At 33.0% G+C, this 15,830-nt stretch carries 30 protein-coding genes; 26 read left to right on the top strand and 4 right to left on the bottom strand.

Annotation, left to right across the window (positions count from 1 at the left end; all coding sequences use genetic code 11):
* Positions 1-7: 7 nt before the first annotated feature.
* Positions 8-679 carry an LOG family protein gene (locus LNAT_RS00905; RefSeq protein WP_096258050.1) on the top strand — a complete coding sequence of 224 codons (672 nt, stop codon included), beginning with the start codon at positions 8-10 and terminating at the stop codon, positions 677-679.
* Positions 680-797: 118 nt separating this feature from the next.
* Here LNAT_RS00905 and LNAT_RS00910 read toward each other — a convergent pair whose 3' ends face one another.
* Positions 798-1,025, bottom strand: coding sequence for a hypothetical protein (locus tag LNAT_RS00910; protein WP_096258051.1), 228 nt, complete (start codon positions 1,023-1,025; stop codon positions 798-800).
* A gap of 164 nt (positions 1,026-1,189) precedes the next feature.
* On the opposite strand from LNAT_RS00910, the gene rpsJ reads away from it, so the two are divergent.
* The 23 genes from rpsJ to infA all read left to right on the top strand — a co-directional run bounded on the left by rpsJ (position 1,190) and on the right by infA (position 11,860).
* Complete coding sequence (gene rpsJ, locus LNAT_RS00915) at positions 1,190-1,498, top strand: 30S ribosomal protein S10 (RefSeq protein ID WP_096258052.1); 309 nt, start codon at positions 1,190-1,192, stop codon at positions 1,496-1,498.
* Between the two features lie 10 nt (positions 1,499-1,508).
* Positions 1,509-2,084, top strand: coding sequence for a 50S ribosomal protein L3 (gene rplC, locus LNAT_RS00920; protein ID WP_096258053.1), 576 nt, complete (start codon positions 1,509-1,511; stop codon positions 2,082-2,084).
* The gene (rplD, locus tag LNAT_RS00925; protein WP_096258054.1) at positions 2,081-2,665 is read left to right on the top strand and encodes a 50S ribosomal protein L4; all 585 of its coding nucleotides are present in this window, start codon (positions 2,081-2,083) and stop codon (positions 2,663-2,665) included. The genes rplC and rplD overlap by 4 nt, the downstream gene beginning before the upstream one ends.
* A gap of 2 nt (positions 2,666-2,667) precedes the next feature.
* Positions 2,668-2,949 (top strand): 50S ribosomal protein L23, encoded by a 282-nt coding sequence (locus LNAT_RS00930; protein ID WP_096258055.1) that lies wholly within the window; start codon positions 2,668-2,670, stop codon positions 2,947-2,949.
* Positions 2,950-2,960: 11 nt separating this feature from the next.
* Positions 2,961-3,785, top strand: a complete 825-nt coding sequence (rplB, locus tag LNAT_RS00935) for a 50S ribosomal protein L2 (protein WP_096258056.1) — start codon at positions 2,961-2,963, stop codon at positions 3,783-3,785.
* Between the two features lie 9 nt (positions 3,786-3,794).
* Entirely contained in the window at positions 3,795-4,076 is a 282-nt protein-coding gene (gene rpsS / locus LNAT_RS00940; protein WP_096258057.1) for a 30S ribosomal protein S19, read from the top strand.
* 9 nt (positions 4,077-4,085) lie between these two features.
* Positions 4,086-4,406, top strand: coding sequence for a 50S ribosomal protein L22 (gene rplV, locus LNAT_RS00945; RefSeq protein WP_096258058.1), 321 nt, complete (start codon positions 4,086-4,088; stop codon positions 4,404-4,406).
* Positions 4,406-5,128 carry a 30S ribosomal protein S3 gene (rpsC, locus tag LNAT_RS00950; RefSeq protein ID WP_096258059.1) on the top strand — a complete coding sequence of 241 codons (723 nt, stop codon included), beginning with the start codon at positions 4,406-4,408 and terminating at the stop codon, positions 5,126-5,128. The genes rplV and rpsC overlap by 1 nt, the downstream gene beginning before the upstream one ends.
* Positions 5,106-5,531, top strand: coding sequence for a 50S ribosomal protein L16 (gene rplP, locus LNAT_RS00955; protein ID WP_096258060.1), 426 nt, complete (start codon positions 5,106-5,108; stop codon positions 5,529-5,531). The genes rpsC and rplP overlap by 23 nt, the downstream gene beginning before the upstream one ends.
* On the top strand, positions 5,518-5,724 hold the full coding sequence (rpmC, locus tag LNAT_RS00960; RefSeq protein ID WP_096258061.1) for a 50S ribosomal protein L29: 207 nt from the start codon (positions 5,518-5,520) through the stop codon (positions 5,722-5,724). Before rplP ends, rpmC begins: the two co-directional genes overlap by 14 nt.
* Positions 5,724-5,969, top strand: a complete 246-nt coding sequence (rpsQ, locus tag LNAT_RS00965) for a 30S ribosomal protein S17 (protein WP_096258062.1) — start codon at positions 5,724-5,726, stop codon at positions 5,967-5,969. Before rpmC ends, rpsQ begins: the two co-directional genes overlap by 1 nt.
* A 2-nt stretch (positions 5,970-5,971) precedes the next feature.
* Complete coding sequence (rplN, locus tag LNAT_RS00970; protein WP_096258063.1) at positions 5,972-6,340, top strand: 50S ribosomal protein L14; 369 nt, start codon at positions 5,972-5,974, stop codon at positions 6,338-6,340.
* The gene (gene rplX / locus LNAT_RS00975; protein ID WP_096258064.1) at positions 6,340-6,591 is read left to right on the top strand and encodes a 50S ribosomal protein L24; all 252 of its coding nucleotides are present in this window, start codon (positions 6,340-6,342) and stop codon (positions 6,589-6,591) included. Before rplN ends, rplX begins: the two co-directional genes overlap by 1 nt.
* Before the next feature lie 3 nt (positions 6,592-6,594).
* Positions 6,595-7,149: a 50S ribosomal protein L5 gene (gene rplE / locus LNAT_RS00980; protein ID WP_096258065.1), complete on the top strand. Its 555-nt coding sequence runs from the start codon at positions 6,595-6,597 to the stop codon at positions 7,147-7,149.
* Complete coding sequence (locus LNAT_RS00985; protein ID WP_096258066.1) at positions 7,142-7,327, top strand: type Z 30S ribosomal protein S14; 186 nt, start codon at positions 7,142-7,144, stop codon at positions 7,325-7,327. The genes rplE and LNAT_RS00985 overlap by 8 nt, the downstream gene beginning before the upstream one ends.
* Positions 7,328-7,339: 12 nt before the next feature.
* Positions 7,340-7,735: a 30S ribosomal protein S8 gene (gene rpsH / locus LNAT_RS00990; protein WP_096258067.1), complete on the top strand. Its 396-nt coding sequence runs from the start codon at positions 7,340-7,342 to the stop codon at positions 7,733-7,735.
* Positions 7,736-7,746: 11 nt separating this feature from the next.
* Complete coding sequence (gene rplF, locus LNAT_RS00995) at positions 7,747-8,286, top strand: 50S ribosomal protein L6 (RefSeq protein ID WP_096258068.1); 540 nt, start codon at positions 7,747-7,749, stop codon at positions 8,284-8,286.
* A gap of 9 nt (positions 8,287-8,295) precedes the next feature.
* Positions 8,296-8,661, top strand: coding sequence for a 50S ribosomal protein L18 (gene rplR, locus LNAT_RS01000; RefSeq protein ID WP_096258069.1), 366 nt, complete (start codon positions 8,296-8,298; stop codon positions 8,659-8,661).
* Positions 8,662-8,673: 12 nt separating this feature from the next.
* Entirely contained in the window at positions 8,674-9,147 is a 474-nt protein-coding gene (gene rpsE / locus LNAT_RS01005) for a 30S ribosomal protein S5 (RefSeq protein ID WP_096258070.1), read from the top strand.
* 2 nt (positions 9,148-9,149) lie between these two features.
* The gene (gene rplO, locus LNAT_RS01010) at positions 9,150-9,542 is read left to right on the top strand and encodes a 50S ribosomal protein L15 (RefSeq protein ID WP_096258071.1); all 393 of its coding nucleotides are present in this window, start codon (positions 9,150-9,152) and stop codon (positions 9,540-9,542) included.
* 4 nt (positions 9,543-9,546) lie between these two features.
* The gene (gene secY / locus LNAT_RS01015) at positions 9,547-10,806 is read left to right on the top strand and encodes a preprotein translocase subunit SecY (protein WP_096258072.1); all 1,260 of its coding nucleotides are present in this window, start codon (positions 9,547-9,549) and stop codon (positions 10,804-10,806) included.
* A 77-nt stretch (positions 10,807-10,883) separates the two neighbouring features.
* Positions 10,884-11,642: a type I methionyl aminopeptidase gene (map, locus tag LNAT_RS01020; protein ID WP_096258747.1), complete on the top strand. Its 759-nt coding sequence runs from the start codon at positions 10,884-10,886 to the stop codon at positions 11,640-11,642.
* A complete protein-coding gene (gene infA, locus LNAT_RS01025; RefSeq protein ID WP_096258073.1) occupies positions 11,642-11,860 on the top strand; it encodes a translation initiation factor IF-1 in 219 nt (72 codons plus the stop codon). The genes map and infA overlap by 1 nt, the downstream gene beginning before the upstream one ends.
* Before the next feature lie 64 nt (positions 11,861-11,924).
* Here the strand turns inward: infA and LNAT_RS01030 are convergent, their stop codons facing one another.
* Genes LNAT_RS01030 through nadA form a run of 3 tightly spaced genes read right to left on the bottom strand, consistent with a single transcriptional unit; the run spans position 11,925 to position 14,587 of the window.
* Entirely contained in the window at positions 11,925-12,782 is an 858-nt protein-coding gene (locus LNAT_RS01030; protein WP_338014258.1) for a PhoH family protein, read from the bottom strand.
* Positions 12,783-12,791: 9 nt separating this feature from the next.
* Positions 12,792-13,619 (bottom strand): carboxylating nicotinate-nucleotide diphosphorylase, encoded by an 828-nt coding sequence (nadC, locus tag LNAT_RS01035; protein ID WP_096258075.1) that lies wholly within the window; start codon positions 13,617-13,619, stop codon positions 12,792-12,794.
* A complete protein-coding gene (gene nadA / locus LNAT_RS01040) occupies positions 13,616-14,587 on the bottom strand; it encodes a quinolinate synthase NadA (protein ID WP_096258076.1) in 972 nt (323 codons plus the stop codon). Before nadA ends, nadC begins: the two co-directional genes overlap by 4 nt.
* Before the next feature lie 241 nt (positions 14,588-14,828).
* On the opposite strand from nadA, the gene plsY reads away from it, so the two are divergent.
* Together plsY and LNAT_RS01050 are read left to right on the top strand one after the other, a co-directional pair.
* Positions 14,829-15,437 (top strand): glycerol-3-phosphate 1-O-acyltransferase PlsY, encoded by a 609-nt coding sequence (gene plsY, locus LNAT_RS01045; protein WP_096258077.1) that lies wholly within the window; start codon positions 14,829-14,831, stop codon positions 15,435-15,437.
* A gap of 17 nt (positions 15,438-15,454) precedes the next feature.
* Positions 15,455-15,811 carry a dihydroneopterin aldolase gene (locus LNAT_RS01050; protein WP_238593954.1) on the top strand — a complete coding sequence of 119 codons (357 nt, stop codon included), beginning with the start codon at positions 15,455-15,457 and terminating at the stop codon, positions 15,809-15,811.
* Positions 15,812-15,830: the final 19 nt, after the last annotated feature.

A 15,830-nucleotide genomic window follows, 5' to 3' on the forward strand; every position in this document is an offset into this window, starting at 1 on the left:
GATAAAAATGAAAGATGTACAAAAAGAATTTTTGGATAACAGAAATCCTACAAAAGATTTATGGAGAATGTTTAGGGTTATAAGTGATTTTACAGATGCGTTTGAAGAACTTGATGATTTGCCTCCGGGAATTTCAATATTTGGTTCTGCAAGAAGTAAACCCGGGGATTATTATTATGAAAAAGCGACTGAAATTAGTGAAAAACTTAGTGATAAAGGATATGCAATTATTACAGGCGGCGGACCTGGAATAATGGAGGCTGCAAATAAAGGTGCAAAAGTAAGTGTCGGGCTTAATATTTTATTACCACGCGAACAGGTTACTAATCCTTATGTAAAGATACCTCTTAAATTTAAATATTTTTTTACAAGAAAAGTGACTTTTCTTAAATATTCGGTTGGAACCGTTATGATGCCGGGAGGTTTTGGAACGTTGGATGAATTAAGTGAAGTTTTGGTATTGATTCAGACAAACAGAATGAGCAGGATTCCCGTTGTGTTTTTTGGAACTGAATTTTATAGGCCGTTAATTGAATTTTTTGAAACTATGCTTGAAAATAATTTTATTGATGAAAAGGATATTAATCTTTTTATGGTAACGGATGATGTGGATGAAGCGGTGGAATATATTTATAATAATGCTATAAAACCAAACGTAATTAAAATGGAAAATGGATAATGTATAATGGAGAATGGGGGAAGGAGTTATTTTTCATGATGAGGTTTATCGTTAAAAATAAAAAAAATACTTAAAATTGCTATTGTAGCCATTATCATTAAATTAATTAAATAAATCATCACATATCCTCCAATTTGTCGATTTCTTTTTTCAGTTTTTTGCCTGTAGCAATAATTCCTATTAGTAGAATTAATCCTGCAATATTTGTTAAAATTAATTGAATTTCAGATAATTTCATATACTTTGTAAAAACAAAAGCAACCAATCCAAATAGTGCAGTTAATAAAAAGAAAAACATTGTTCTTAAAAAAGCTATTTTTTCTTTTTGTTTGTCTATTTCAGCCAATGTTTTCCTTTTTTTATAATTATAACATAAAAATTATTCAATAATTTCTTTTCCTTTATTTAAGGAAAAAATCTATTGATTAAATCTTGTAAAATCCCTAAAAATCGTTTATAATTTCACTCCAAAATGCGTGGAAAACCACGAGATCTTTAAAAAGGAAGAGAATGGAAAAAATCAGAATTAAACTGCAGGCATATGATCACAGAGTGCTTGATAAAGCAGTAGGAATAATTACTGAAGCTATCAAAAGAACTGGAGCTGAAGTAAAGGGACCAATTCCACTACCTACAAAAATAAGAAGATATACAGTATTACGTTCACCTCACATCAATAAAGATTCTAGAGAGCAATTTGAAATTAGAATTCATAGACGTCTAATTGATGTTGTGAATGCATCGCCTGAAACTGTAGACCAACTAATGAAATTAGAGTTGGCACCAGAGGTAGATGTAGAAGTTAGGGCATTAAGTTAAGGAGAATTGAATGGAATTTATAGTTGAAAAAATAGGAATGAGTAGGACAGTTGGAATCCCAAGCATTCCAGTTACATTATTAAAAATTGTTCCAGCTAAGGTTTGTGAAATAAAAGAAGATAAAGCATTAGTTGCGTATGCTAATGGTAAAAAAATCAATAAGCCAATTGAAGGTATGCAAAAAAAATACGGTCTAAGCAAAGAATTCAACAGATTTGTAGAACTTAAAGTTGCAAATGCAGAACCTGGAGATTTAAGTTTAGAACCGTTAAAAGAAGCTAAAAAAGTAAAACTTACTTTCAAAAGTAAAGGTAGAGGTTTTGCCGGTGTAATGAAAAGACACGGATTTGCCGGAGGTCCGGGAGGACACGGTTCAAGATTTCACAGAGCACCGGGATCAATTGGTAACTGTGAATGGCCAGGTAGAGTTCAACCGGGACAAAAAATGCCAGGACATTACGGAAATAAAAATGTTACAGTTAACGCAGAAGTGGTTGAATTTGATCCAGATATGGGTGTTCTTGTAATCAAAGGAAGCGTTCCAGGAGCTAACGGAAGTTTAGGAAAAGTAAGGATTGTGAAATGAGTGAAATTACAAAAATAACAAATTTACCGGAAGATTTTCAAAATATCAATCCGCATAATCTTTACCTATATGTAAAAGCTTATCTTGCTAATCAAAGAGCAGGAACAGCTCATACAAAAACAAGAGGTGAAGTTAGCGGTGGTGGTAAAAAACCATTCAGACAAAAAGGTCTAGGAAGAGCTAGACAGGGAAGTATCAGAGCACCTCAATTTAGGGGTGGTGGTGTTGCACACGGGCCAAGAAACGAAAGAGACTGGTCACAAAAACTTAATAAAAAACAAAAAAGAGTTGCATTAAAATATGCTTTAAATGAAAAAGCAAACCAAGAAAAACTTTATGTTGTAGATACAATCAAAATTGAATCTGGAAAAACAAAAGATGCTGTAAAATGGTTAAATAATCTAAATGAAAGAGATTACTTAATAGTAGTTGATGAAATGGATGAAAAAACATTTTTAGCATTCAGAAACATTCCAAACGTATACATTATTACACCAGAAGAATTAAATGCATATTACGCAAGCGTTTTCAAATCAATTATATTTGATAAAGCGGCTTACGAAAAAGTTATAAAGGGCTAAAGATGGCTGATATTACAGATATTAAATCAATAGTTTATACAGAAAAAGCACTAAACTTACAAGAAGAAGGTGTGCTTGTAGTTCAAACTACGCCAAAAATCACTAAAAACCAGTTAAAACAAATTTTTAAAGAATATTTTGGTGTTACACCACTTAAAGTGAATTCATTTAGACAAAAAGGTAAAGTTAAAAGATTTAGAGGAATAGAGGGTAAAAGAAGCGATTTCAAAAAATTCTATGTGAAATTACCTGAAGATGCAAAACTTGAAAGCCTAAGTGTATAAAGGAATAAAAGATGGGAATTAAAACATATAAACCGTATACACCGTCAAGAAGATTTATGAGTTCGCTAGATAACAGCGATATCACTTCTAAACCAACGGTAAAAAAATTATTAATTAAACTTCCGCAAAAAGCGGGAAGAAACAATCAGGGAAGAATTACATCAAGACACAGAGAAGCCGGGGCTAAAAAGCTTTACAGAATTATTGATTTCAAAAGAAACAAATTCGGAGTGCCTGGAAAAGTTACAACAATTGAATACGATCCATACAGAAACTGCAGAATCTGTTTAGTAACTTATGTTGATGGTGATAAAAGATATATCATTCAACCTGAAGGTCTAAAAGTTGGTGATACTGTAATGGCAGCGGAAGCAGGGCTTGATATTTTACCTGGGAATGCTATGAAACTTAAAAATATTCCTGTTGGTACTGTAGTTCACAATGTTGAGCTTAAACCTGGAAAAGGTGGTCAAATAGCTAGAGCTGCAGGAAACAGCTGCCAAATTATGGGTAGAGAAGATAAATATGTAATTCTTAGACTTCCAAGTGGAGAAATGAGAAAAGTTTTAGGCGAATGTATGGCAACTATCGGTGTTGTGGGTAACGCCGATTACCAAAACATCACTATCGGAAAAGCAGGTAGAAACAGACACAGAGGTATCAGACCTCAAACAAGAGGTATTGCTATGAACCCGGTTGATCACCCACACGGTGGTGGTGAAGGTAGAAGTAAAGGTAACCATCCAGTTACACCTTGGGGAATGCCAACTAAAGGTTACAAAACTAGAAAGAAAAAACCATCTGATAAATATATCATTTCAAGAAGAAAGAAATAAGGATAGCGCATGGCTAGAAGTTTAAAAAAAGGTCCTTTTGTAGACGACCATTTAATGAAAAAAGTTTTAAAAGCTAAAGAAGAAAAAAACCCAAAACCAATTAAAACTTGGTCAAGAAGAAGTACAATCGTTCCTGAAATGATTGGGCTTACAATTAATGTGCATAACGGAAGAGATTTTGTACCGGTTTATATCACTGAAAGACACATCGGTTTCAAACTTGGTGAATTTGCACCGACTAGAACTTTTAGAGGCCATAAAGGTTCTGTTCAAAAGAAAATAGGTAAGTAAGGATAGGTGATGAGTAAAGCAGTATTAAAATTTATAAGACTTTCACCAACTAAAGCAAGACTTATTGCAAGAGAAATTCAGGGAATGAATGCTGAAGAAGCTCTTGCAAAGCTTGAATTTATGCCAAATAAAGCAGCAAGAGTAATTGCAAAAGTTGTTGCAAGTGCGGTTGCAAACGGTGGATTTGATGCAAACGAAGTTGTAGTTAAATCTTGCAGAGTTGACAGAGGTCCTTATCTTAAAAGATTCAGACCAAGAGCGAGAGGTATGGCAAGCAGAATTCAAAAACCAACAGCTCACATTTACGTAGAAGTTGAAAAGGAAAGCTAATGGGTCAAAAGACAAATCCAATCGGACTAAGACTAGGAATTAACAGAAACTGGAGAAGTAGATGGTTTATTAACTACAATACTATGCCAGAAAATGTATTAGGTGATTATGAACTTAGAAAATTCTTAAAGAAAAAACTTTATTATGCTGGAATTAGTGATATTATTATTGAAAGAACAGCTAAAAAAATAAGAATTACAATTTTTGCCGCTAAACCTGGAATTATTATCGGTAAAGGTGGAAGCGAAATAGAAAATCTTAAAAAAGAACTTCAAAAGAAAATTGGAAACAAAGAATTAATTCTTAATATTAAAGAAGAAAGAAAACCTCATTTAAGCGCTCAGCTTGCGGCTGAAAACATTGCTACTCAGATAGAAAGAAGGGTGGCATTCAGAAGAGCTATGAAAAAAGCTATTCAAAATGCTTTAAAAGCCGGAGCTAAAGGAATTAAAGTTCAGGTAGCCGGAAGATTAAACGGTGCCGAAATGGCGAGAACTGAATGGTATCTTGAAGGAAGGGTTCCGCTTCACACACTAAGAGCTAAAATTGATTACGGTTTTGCCGAAGCTTTAACAACATACGGAATTATCGGAGTTAAAGTTTGGATATTCAAAGGTGAGGTTTTACAAAGAAGAAATAATGAAGTAGCTTCTACTACTGAGGAAAAAAGACCTCAAAGAAGAAGAAAAGGACGCAGAAATGTTAATGCCAAAAAGAACTAAATACAGAAAACAACAAAAAGGTAGAAACAGAGGTAAGGCGTACAGAGGAAACAGCCTTGCATTTGGAACATACGGACTTAAAGCAATTGAACTTGGAAGAATTAACTCTAGACAAATTGAAGCCGGTAGGGTTGCACTAACGAGAACTATGAAAAGAACTGGTAAAGTTTGGATTAGAGTATTTCCTGATAAACCTTTAACTTCAAAACCGGTTGGTGTGAGAATGGGTAAAGGTAAAGGTAGCGTTGAAGAGTGGGTTATGAATATTAAACCTGGAAGAATTATTTTTGAACTTACCGGTGTTGATAATGATACAGCAATTCGTGCATTAACTCTTGCAGCTGCAAAATTACCTTTTAAAACAAAAATTGTAACAATGGAGAGTGAAAATGAGCTATACTAAATTAAATGTAGCGGATTTGGTTCAAAAAAGTGAAGCTGAATTACAAGAGCTTCTTAAAAATAAAAAAATGGAACTTTTTGAGACAAGAATGAAACTAAAAACTATGCAGCTACAAGACACATCTTTAGTTTCTAAAATCAGAAAAGATATCGCAAGAATTAAAACAGCGATGAGACAAAAAAGGGGTAACTAATGCCTAAAAGAATAATTATTGGAAAAGTTATTAAAAAAACTGGTGATAAAACAATTAACGTATTAGTTGAAAGAAAAGTTTTACACCCTAAATATCATAAAATTGTTAAAAAATTTAAAAAATATTTAGTTCATGATGAAAAAAATGAAGCAAATGTTGGAGATGTTGTGAGTGCTATTGAGCACAGACCAATTTCTAAAAGAAAATCTTTTGTTTTAAAAGAGATTCTTGAAAGAGGAGAATAAGAATGATTCAACCATTTACAAGACTAAAAGTTGCTGATAACAGCGGTGCTAAAGAAATTATGTGTATTAAAGTTTTGGGAGGGTCAAAAAGAAGATATGCTACAGTTGGCGACATTATTGTTGCATCTGTTAAAAAAGCCCTTCCAAACGGAAAAGTAAAAAAAGGACAAGTTGTTAAAGCTGTAATAGTTAGAACAAAAAAAGAAGTTCAAAGAGAAAACGGTTCTTTAATCAGATTTGATGATAACGCTGCAGTTATTATTGATGCTAAAAAAGAACCTGTTGGGACAAGAATTTTCGGTCCAATTGCCAGAGAAGTTAGATATGAAGGTTTCCAAAAAATTACATCACTTGCTCCGGAGGTGCTATAATGGCTGCTAGAAAAAATCTACCTCCTAAATTCAAAATTAAAAAAGGCGACACTGTAAAAGTGATTGCCGGGGATGACAGAGGTAAAACAGGTGAAGTTTTAAAAGTGCTTCCAAAAGAAGCGAAAGTAATTGTTAAAGGTGTGAATATTGTTAAAAAGGCTGTTAAGCCAACTGAAGCCAACCCAAAAGGTGGTTTTGAATACATTGAAAAACCTATTCACATTTCAAACGTAAAAAAAGTAGAAGGCTAAGAGATGTTTGAAGTAAAAGAAAGATATTTAAAAGAAGTAAGACCAAAATTGGTCGAAGAATTTGATATTAAAAATCCTATGCTTATACCTAATCTTGAAAAAATTGTTGTAAGTGCTGGTGTAGGTGAAGGTAGCAGAGATAAAAAATTCCTTGAAAGCGTAGCTGATACTCTTACAATAATTACAGGGCAAAAAGCTGTAATTACTCCTGCAAAAAAATCTGTTGCAGGATTTAAAGTAAGAGAAGGTATGCCTGTAGGTGTAAAAGTTACACTTAGAGGCGACAGAATGTGGAGCTTTTTACAAAAATTAATTTCAGTTGCTCTTCCAAGAGTGAGAGACTTTAAAGGTGTAAAAAGAGACGGATTTGATGGAAGAGGTAATTTTAACTTCGGTCTTACAGAACAATTGGTGTTTACTGAAGTAGATTACGATTCAATTATCAGAGTTCACGGTATGAATATTAATATTTCAACAACAACAGAAGATGATAAAATGGCTGAGAGAATGCTAGAACTTATCGGATTCCCATTTACAAAAGGAAAAGCAAATGGCTAAAAAAAGTATGATAGCTAAAGCTAAAAGAAAACCTAAATATAAAGTTAGAGCATACACAAGATGCTCTATTTGCGGTAGAGTTCACTCTGTTTACAGAGATTTTGGTATTTGCAGGATTTGTTTAAGAAAAATGGCAAATGAGGGATTACTCCCTGGTGTTAAAAAAGCTAGTTGGTAAAAGGATGCCGAGATGATGAGCGATATTATTGCAGACGGATTAACAAGAATCAGAAACGCTGCACTGAGAAAACTTGAAGTTACGAAACTTAACTATTCGCGCCTTATGGAAGATGTATTAAAAGTTTTCCAAGAAAAAGGTTATATTGAAGGTTATAAAGTAATTGAAGACGGAAACAAAAAATTTATAAATGTTACACTTAAATATGATGAAAACGGTGAGAGCGTAATTAACGAAGTTAAAAGAATTTCTAAACCTGGAAGAAGAGTTTACAAAGGTTACGAAGATATTAAAAACTTCAAAAACGGATTTGGAACTATTGTAGTTTCTACAAATAAAGGTGTATTAGCAAACGATGAAGCCTACAGACAAAAAGTAGGCGGAGAAGTAATTTGTAGTATCTGGTAAGGAGAAAATTAATGAGTAGAATAGGTAAATTGCCCGTAAAGTTAGCTTCTGGCCTTGAAGCTAAGCTTGAAGGGAATAAATTAATTATAAAAAAAGGCCAAGATGAAAAAGTTATTGATACAAAAGGTGTAGTAAAAGTTAATATTGACGGTGATACTATAACTTTTGCACCTGTTAACGAAAATGATAAATTTGCTAAAGCTATGTGGGGGACTGTTAGAGCGCTTGCTAACAATGCTGTTATAGGTTTAACAAAAGGTTTTGAGAAAAAACTTGAAATTAACGGTGTTGGTTACAGAGCAGCGGTTAAAGGTAATGTTTTAGAATTACAACTCGGGTTTTCACACCCTATTAATTATGAAATTCCTGCTGGAATTACTATTACAGTTGAAAAAAACATTATTACCGTAAAAGGTAGTGACAAACAACAAGTAGGGCAAGTAGCAGCTGAAATAAGAAGCTTCAGAAAACCTGAACCATACAAAGGTAAGGGTGTTAAATATGTTGATGAAGTTATCATTAGAAAAGCTGGTAAAACAGCTAAAAAATAAGGGTGAGAGATGAGAAGAAGTAAAGAATTAGCAAGAAGAGATTTAAGAAGACTTAAAAGAAAAAGAAGAGTAAGAGGCAGAATCAGCGGGACTGCTGAAATGCCAAGAGTTACTATTTATAAGTCAAATAAATATATTATTGTTCAAGCTATTGATGATACAGCTGGAAAAACTTTGGTATTTTTAAATACAGGGCATATTGAAAACAAACTTCCGGCTAATATAAACGGTGCTAAAGAAGCTGCTAAAATTTTTGCTGAAAAATTAAAAGAAGCAGGAATTGAAAAAGTTGCTTTTGATAGAAATGGATATAAATATCATGGTGTAGTTGCAGCATTTGCAGATACTCTAAGAGAAAATGGTATAAAACTGTAAAGGAAAAGGCAAATGGCTAAAAGAGAAGTTATTAAAGATTATAACAGAGAAGAATTTGAAGAAGTAGTTGTTAATGTTGGAAGAATTACTAAAGTTGTTAAAGGTGGTAGAAGATTCAGATTTAACGCTTTAGTAGTTGTTGGAAATAAAAAAGGAATAGTTGGAGTTGGAACTGGTAAAGCAAAAGAAGTTCCTGATGCTATTAAAAAAGCTATTGATGATGCATTTAAAAATTTAGTTAAAATTGAAGGTATTCATGGTAATACAATTAACCATGATGTTGAAGTTAAATTCAATGCATCAAAAATTTTATTAAAACCGGCCAGTGAAGGTACAGGGTTAATTGCAGGTGGTGCGGTAAGACCGGTACTGGAACTTGTGGGAATTAAAGATATTCTTTCTAAATCACTTGGATCAAACAATCCACACAATCTTGTAAGAGCGACTGTTGAAGCTCTTAAAAAGATTAAAAGTAAAAAGGCGTAAAGATGGCATTAGAAAACTTAAAACCGGCTTGCGGGTCAACTCATAAAACAAAAAGAGTGGGACGCGGACCTGCCAGCGGATACGGAAAAACATCAACAAGAGGTCAAAAAGGTCAAAAATCCAGAACTGGTTACAAACAAAAAAGAGGTTTTGAAGGTGGTCAACAGCCAATTCAAAGAAGATTACCTAAAATCGGTTTTAAATCAAGAGTGGTAAAACCTCAGGCTATTAATGTTGATAAATTTAGCGCAATTTTAGAACTTGATGAAATTACAATGGAAAATTTAGCTAAAGTTGTAAAATTAAGAGCTGAAAAAGTAAAACTTATTGGTACTAAAGCAAAAGAATTAAAAGATAAAATAAAAGATAGTAATATTACTACTTCTGGAAAGTAAGGGTATGAATCCGATAGCTAAAAAAATTCTTATAACCCTTGGCTTTCTTCTTGTTTACAGAATTCTTGCCTATGTTCCTGTTCCGGGGGTTAATATAGATGTAATCAAAGATTTTTTTGCAGGGCACCAGCATGATGCTTTGGGTCTATTAAATATGTTCAGCGGTAATGCTGTTAGCAGAATGAGTATTATTGCTCTTGGTGTTATGCCTTACATTACAGCTTCAATTATTATGGAACTTCTTGCTGCGACATTTCCGGGGCTTGGTGAACTTAAAAAAGACAGCAGTGGATTTCAAAAATATATGCAGATAATTAAATATTCAACTGTTGCTATTGCTTTTATTCAGGCAATCGGAATTGCAATCGGGCTTTCTCATTTAACAGGTCGTGGCGGTGAAAGTGCGGTAATGATTGACAATACTACATTTATATTTTTAACTGCATTTTCAATGCTCGGCGGTACTATGTTTTTGGTCTGGATTGGTGAACAGATTACCGAAAAAGGTATTGGAAACGGTATCAGTTTAATCATTTTTGCAGGTATTGTAAGTAGAATTCCGGCGGCGATTGTAGGAACACTTAATTTGGTAGATGTGGGTGAGCTAAGCGTAATAGGACTTATTTTTGTTTTAATTATTGTGGTTGCAACTGTTTCATTTATTATTTATGTGGAGCTAGCCGAAAGAAGGATTCCAGTTTCTTATCAGAAAAAAGTTTTAATGCAAAACAGATTTAAAAGAATTATGAATTATATTCCGATTAAAGTGAATTTGAGTGGGGTAATACCTCCCATTTTTGCAAGTGCAATTTTAATGTTCCCTTTAACTGTACTTAGCGGGGTTAGTAATCCGATATTAATTTCTATCAGGGACGCTTTAAATCCAAATGGTTATTTATTTCATATTATAGAATTTTTACTTGTTATATTTTTTGCATATTTTTATGCATCAATTGTATTTAATGCAAAAGATATTGCAGAAAATCTTAAAAAACAAGGTGGTTTTATTCCTGGAATCAGACCGGGTGAGAGTACGGCTAAATTTTTAAACGAAGTTGCAAGCAGATTGACTTTCTGGGGATCTATGTATTTGGGAATAATTACAATACTTCCATGGCTTTTAGTAAAACTTATGGGTATTAATTTTTATTTTGGTGGAACCGCTGTATTGATCGTTGTGCAAGTAGCAATTGATACAATGAGAAAAATTCAGGCACAACTTACTATGCAAAAATATGACACTCTCTCAGTTACAGGGCTTTAAGCCCCCTTTTTTAATTTATAATAAAAAATGGACAATTGAGAATTAAAAATGAAAAGTTTGAAAATAGGAGAAAAAAATTGGCTATAGCTATTAGAAAACCTAGTGAAATAGAAGAAATTAAAAAAGCCGGTAAAATTGTTGGTAAGACTCTTAAACTTCTTAGGGAAAATGCAAAACCCGGTGTTACACCACTTGAACTTGATAAAATGGCCGAGGACTTTATCAGAAGTCAGAATGCAAGACCTGCTTTTAAAGGTTTATATGATTTTCCAAATGCCGTTTGTATTTCAAAAAACGGTGTTGTAATACACGGAATTCCCGATAATGAACCTTTAAAAGAAGGTGATGTGGTCGGATTTGACGTTGGAGCTGAACTTAACGGATGGTATGGGGATGCCGCAATTACTGTCGGAATCGGAAATATTAAAGAAGAACACCAGAAAATGATAGATGTTGCAAAAGGCGCATTATATCACGCAATTGAAAATATAAAACCGGGTATGAGATATAAACAGATTAGTAAGCTTATTGAAGATTATATTACATCTCACGGATATGTACCTTTAAGGGGATACAGCGGACATGGAATTGGAAGAAAACCTCATGAAGAACCTCAAATCCTTAATTATGTAGAAGGTAAACCGAATCAGGGTGAGAAAGTAAAAAACGGACATGTTTTCTGTCTTGAACCAATGCTGTGCCATAAAAACGGTGAACCAGTTTTAGGTGAGGACGGATGGTCTGTATATTGTGAAGATTTGGATGTGGGGGTTCATTATGAACATCAGATTGCAGTAGTTGAAAATAGAGCAATAATTTTAACGGAGGAGAATTAATGGCAAAAGACGTTTTAGAAGTAGATGGAATAGTAAAAGAGGCACTTCCCAATGCAATGTTTAAAGTAGAACTTGAAGGTCTTAAAAAAGAAGTGTTATGTCATATAAGTGGCAAAATTAGAATGAATTATATTAAAATAGTACCGGGTGATAAGGTAAAAGTGGAAATTAATCCGTACAGTCTTGATAAGGGAAGAATTACTTACAGATATAAATAAATGGAAAATGTATAATGGAGAATGGAAAATAATAAAATTTTAATTATCCATTTTCAATTATCCATTATTCAGTCAGTTTCATCGCAAGGTCTGTAAGTTTGTTTCTGTATATGTTTTTAAGTTCCACATGGGCTATTGCCTCATGTGGCAAAAGTTGTTGAAGTCTGTAAAGTCCGCTGTCTTTTTTTGAAATAGTAGAATATGTCTGATATAAATCACCAAGTAAAAAGAGTTTGCTCCCTTCACTCATTCTGCTTAAAATCATACTCATATATTCTCTTGTAATAAGCTGAACTTCATCTACTATTAAAATTTCTCCTTCAAGTATGGAAACACCCTGAATCATATTAAGAGGGATTATTTCAAATTTTTCAAAAAAGAGCTGGTTTTTTATATTTTCGTAATTCATACCCTTGGAATCTTTGTACATATAATTCAGGGCACTTAAAAAACCGCCCGCCCATTCCAGCATTTTTTCATCTTTGCTTCCGGGTAAAAATCCTATATCATAAGCTGAACTGATTCCGATAGGGGGACGTGTTATAAAAATTTTTCTTTTGGTTTGGCTTAGTGCCATTGCAGTTGCAATGAGTGTTTTTCCGCTTCCAAACCTTCCTGTAATTAATGCGGCTTCACTTTCTTTCATAGCATATACAGCACATTTTTGATAAATGTCTTTTGGCTCTATAATTGATGCTCCTTTTACCCTGATTTTGCTGGTTTCTGGAATATTGTCTATTCTTTCAATTCCTTTGTGTGGATTATAGCAGTATGCAAGGTCTCTTACTTCATCTTTTGTAATTACAAAATCCCAGGGTTTAAGTTCGTAGTTAAATTTTTCTTTTATATATTTTTTAAATTCATTTACTTCTTTTACGCCAAGAAAATGGCCAAACTCAAAATTTTTATCTTTTATTAAAATATTATCTCCTTATTGTATTTTCATTGAAAAATCTTTAAATACTGCGTGATGAATGATAGCCCCGCTGCTGATTGCATCTACACCTGTATCAATGTATTTTTTTATATTTTCCAAAGTCACGTTTCCACTGGCCTCCAATAAAACTTTTGGAAAATTGTCATTTCTAAATTCAGCAACTTTTTTTATTTCATCAAATTCCATGTTATCGCACATTACTATATCAGCCCCGGCTTCCATAGCCTCTTTTGCCATTTCAAAATTTTCGCACTCAACTTCTATTTTTGTGGTAAAAGGAATAAGTTTTCTTGCTTTATTAATAGCTTCTTTTATTGATGTAAAAAGCGCTAAATGGGTATCTTTTAGCATCAAACAGTCATCAAGGCCGAGCCTGTGGTTTGTAATTCCTCCGCAAAATGCCGCATATTTTTCAAAAATCCTTAATTTTGGTCTTGTTTTTCGTGTATCAAGAATTTTTATTTTATTATCTGCAATTTTAGAAAATTTATATGCATTGCTTGCAATTCCACTTGCATGTTGCAAAATATTCAGCATTGTTCTTTCAATTGAAAGGATGTCTTTGGCATTACCGTAAACTTCAAAAATAATATCCCCGTTTTTATATTCGCTTCCGTCTTTATAAAAAAAATCAAATTTCACATCAGCAATTTCGCTGAAATATTTAATATATTCAAGCCCTGCAACTATACCCTCACTTTTTGATTTTACAAAAGCTGTTGTTTCCCCTTTTATTAAACTTCTTGCCAAATCCCCTCTGCCTATATCTTCATTTAAGGCTTCTTTTAAGAAATCAACTATTTGATGCTTCATTAAATTCATGAGAGCTCCATCATTCTCTCAAGTGCTTTTTTTGCGTTTTTTGCAATATCTTTTTCAACTTCTATTTTATTATATCCTTTTCCCTCATCTATTGATTTTAAAAGATTATATAAGTCTTTCAAGGTTGTTTCATTCATACTAGGACATTCTGGTTTGGTTGAACTTAAGATATATATGTTAGGATTTATGTTTTCTTTAATCCAGTTTACAAAATTTATTTCGGTTCCGATTGCAATTTTTTCATTTTTATGGGATTTTACGTATTCTAAAATCTGCGAAGTGCTTCCCGCAAAGTCTGCTTTTGCCACAACTTCAGGAGAACATTCCGGATGAACGGCTATTTTAATATCGGGATATCTTTCTCTGTAAAAATCAATGTGTTCCGGCATAAAAAGCTGATGTACGGAGCAGTGCCCGTCAAAACAGATGATATCAGCTTCCTGCCATCCAACTTCACCTATTATTTTTGATTTCACACCGAGTTTTATAGCCGTGTTGGTACCCAGATTTTTATCTGGCAGGAAAAATACTTTTTTGTTTTGAGAAAGTGCCCATTCTATAATTTTTTTCGAATTTGAGCTTGTACAGGTAAGTCCGCCTTCTTTTGCCACAATAGCCTTTGTTTTAGCGGTAGAATTTATATATGTAATCGGAATAAAATCAATATTGTTTTCTTTTAATAATTGTATGTTATTTTCTACTAAATTTTCTTTGGCCATTCTTGCCATTGAACAATCGGCAAGTTTTGGCATATAAACATCAATGTTTGGATTTAATATTTTTGCACTCTCTCCCATAAATTTTACACCGCAGAAAATTAGGGGATTATTTATATTTGCTGTTTTTTTGGCAAGGGCAAGACTGTCACCGGTTAAGTCAGCCAGTTCAAAAACTTCTTTTTTTTCATAATAATGGGCGGCGATTGTAATATTCAGTTTTTCTTTCAATTTTTTGATTTCTTCAACCATTAAATCCCTTTTTGTATTATTTTATCAAAAATTAGTATAATTGCATAAAAATGTAAAATAAGACACTAACTAAATACACTCAACAAAAGTGTAAATTTTTAAACGCTAAATAAAAGCTAAAAAGCATTAACTCACTCCGTTCAAACAAAATGCTTTTTTTAATGCTTTTATTTAGCTAAAATTTGCAATTGTTTCGTTTTATTTAGTCAGTGTTTAAATTAGGTTTACTAAAAGGATAAAAATGCATAATTTATTATGGTATCTTGCAGCATATTTGATTGGGGGAATTCCGTTTGGATATCTAATAGCAAAATATTTTGCCGGAATTAATATTAAAGAACACGGAAGCGGCAATATCGGTGCTACAAATGTTTTGAGGGTTTTAAAGGAAATAGACCCGGCTCGCGCCAAAAAACTTGCGGCAGTTACACTTTTTTTAGATGCCTTTAAAGGGGCGTTTGTAGTGCTTTTGGCAAAATTTTTTGGGGTTTGTGATGCAACGCTTTGGGCTATTGCTGTAATTGCGGTTATAGGTCACTGTTTTTCTCCTTATTTAAAATTTGAGGGAGGAAAAGGAGTTGCTACAACTGCCGGGGTTTTGCTTGTTTTAATTCCAAAAGCAGTGCTCGTTGGTTTGGTTGTATGGTTTATTATGGCTAAGACTATCAGAATTTCGTCACTCAGTTCACTTACAGGGATACTTGTGGGAATGGCAAGTAGTTATATTTTATATCCTGATTTGTCAATTCGTTCACATGCTCCGTTGTGGATAATTGCTTTTGTGGTGATTTATAAACACAAAGAAAATATTTACAGAATTCTTACAGGACAAGAAAAGAGAGTGGTTTAAAAAGTGAAAAATTAAAAATGAAAAGTGAAAAGATAATGGAAAATGGAGAATTTAGGATTGTAATAGAAGAACTGACTTTTAAAGCTATTATAGGAATTTTGGAGGAAGAGAGGGTTAATGAACAGTTGGTTGTGGTTAACTGTAAAATAGATTATGAAGGTAAGGAAAACTTTATAAATTATGCTGAAGTCTGTGATTTGATTCAAAATTCAATTATTGAAAATAAGTTTAAATTAATTGAAGAGGCGGTTGAATTTATAGAAAAAAAATTATTGGAGAAATATTCCAATATGAAAACACTTTATCTTCAGATAAAAAAGCCTGAAATTTTAAAGAATGCTTTAGTGGGAGTGGAAATTTTAAGAAAATATTAATTTTTGCTATAATTTTTAT

The organism is Lebetimonas natsushimae, assembly GCF_002335445.1.
Taxonomy (GTDB): domain Bacteria; phylum Campylobacterota; class Campylobacteria; order Campylobacterales; family Nautiliaceae; genus Lebetimonas; species Lebetimonas natsushimae.

Bases quoted from the DNA above. Each gene is read 5' to 3' on its own strand.
- rpmC (WP_096258061.1), top strand. From the start codon at position 5,518: ATGAGCTATACTAAATTAAATGTAGCGGATTTGGTTCAAAAAAGTGAA.
- rplE (WP_096258065.1), top strand. From the start codon at position 6,595: ATGTTTGAAGTAAAAGAAAGATATTTAAAAGAAGTAAGACCAAAATTG.
- rplP (WP_096258060.1), top strand. From the start codon at position 5,106: ATGTTAATGCCAAAAAGAACTAAATACAGAAAACAACAAAAAGGTAGA.
- rplR (WP_096258069.1), top strand. From the start codon at position 8,296: ATGAGAAGAAGTAAAGAATTAGCAAGAAGAGATTTAAGAAGACTTAAA.
- plsY (WP_096258077.1), top strand. From the start codon at position 14,829: ATGCATAATTTATTATGGTATCTTGCAGCATATTTGATTGGGGGAATT.
- rpsQ (WP_096258062.1), top strand. From the start codon at position 5,724: ATGCCTAAAAGAATAATTATTGGAAAAGTTATTAAAAAAACTGGTGAT.
- LNAT_RS00930 (WP_096258055.1), top strand. From the start codon at position 2,668: ATGGCTGATATTACAGATATTAAATCAATAGTTTATACAGAAAAAGCA.
- LNAT_RS00985 (WP_096258066.1), top strand. From the start codon at position 7,142: ATGGCTAAAAAAAGTATGATAGCTAAAGCTAAAAGAAAACCTAAATAT.
- rpsE (WP_096258070.1), top strand. From the start codon at position 8,674: ATGGCTAAAAGAGAAGTTATTAAAGATTATAACAGAGAAGAATTTGAA.
- rpsJ (WP_096258052.1), top strand. From the start codon at position 1,190: ATGGAAAAAATCAGAATTAAACTGCAGGCATATGATCACAGAGTGCTT.
- secY (WP_096258072.1), top strand. From the start codon at position 9,547: ATGAATCCGATAGCTAAAAAAATTCTTATAACCCTTGGCTTTCTTCTT.
- rplB (WP_096258056.1), top strand. From the start codon at position 2,961: ATGGGAATTAAAACATATAAACCGTATACACCGTCAAGAAGATTTATG.
- rpsS (WP_096258057.1), top strand. From the start codon at position 3,795: ATGGCTAGAAGTTTAAAAAAAGGTCCTTTTGTAGACGACCATTTAATG.
- rplC (WP_096258053.1), top strand. From the start codon at position 1,509: ATGGAATTTATAGTTGAAAAAATAGGAATGAGTAGGACAGTTGGAATC.
- rplV (WP_096258058.1), top strand. From the start codon at position 4,086: ATGAGTAAAGCAGTATTAAAATTTATAAGACTTTCACCAACTAAAGCA.
- nadC (WP_096258075.1), bottom strand. From the start codon at position 13,619: ATGAATTTAATGAAGCATCAAATAGTTGATTTCTTAAAAGAAGCCTTA.
- rpsC (WP_096258059.1), top strand. From the start codon at position 4,406: ATGGGTCAAAAGACAAATCCAATCGGACTAAGACTAGGAATTAACAGA.
- nadA (WP_096258076.1), bottom strand. From the start codon at position 14,587: ATGGTTGAAGAAATCAAAAAATTGAAAGAAAAACTGAATATTACAATC.
- LNAT_RS01050 (WP_238593954.1), top strand. From the start codon at position 15,455: ATGAAAAGTGAAAAGATAATGGAAAATGGAGAATTTAGGATTGTAATA.
- rplN (WP_096258063.1), top strand. From the start codon at position 5,972: ATGATTCAACCATTTACAAGACTAAAAGTTGCTGATAACAGCGGTGCT.
- rplF (WP_096258068.1), top strand. From the start codon at position 7,747: ATGAGTAGAATAGGTAAATTGCCCGTAAAGTTAGCTTCTGGCCTTGAA.
- LNAT_RS00905 (WP_096258050.1), top strand. From the start codon at position 8: ATGAAAGATGTACAAAAAGAATTTTTGGATAACAGAAATCCTACAAAA.
- infA (WP_096258073.1), top strand. From the start codon at position 11,642: ATGGCAAAAGACGTTTTAGAAGTAGATGGAATAGTAAAAGAGGCACTT.
- rplD (WP_096258054.1), top strand. From the start codon at position 2,081: ATGAGTGAAATTACAAAAATAACAAATTTACCGGAAGATTTTCAAAAT.
- rpsH (WP_096258067.1), top strand. From the start codon at position 7,340: ATGATGAGCGATATTATTGCAGACGGATTAACAAGAATCAGAAACGCT.
- rplO (WP_096258071.1), top strand. From the start codon at position 9,150: ATGGCATTAGAAAACTTAAAACCGGCTTGCGGGTCAACTCATAAAACA.
- rplX (WP_096258064.1), top strand. From the start codon at position 6,340: ATGGCTGCTAGAAAAAATCTACCTCCTAAATTCAAAATTAAAAAAGGC.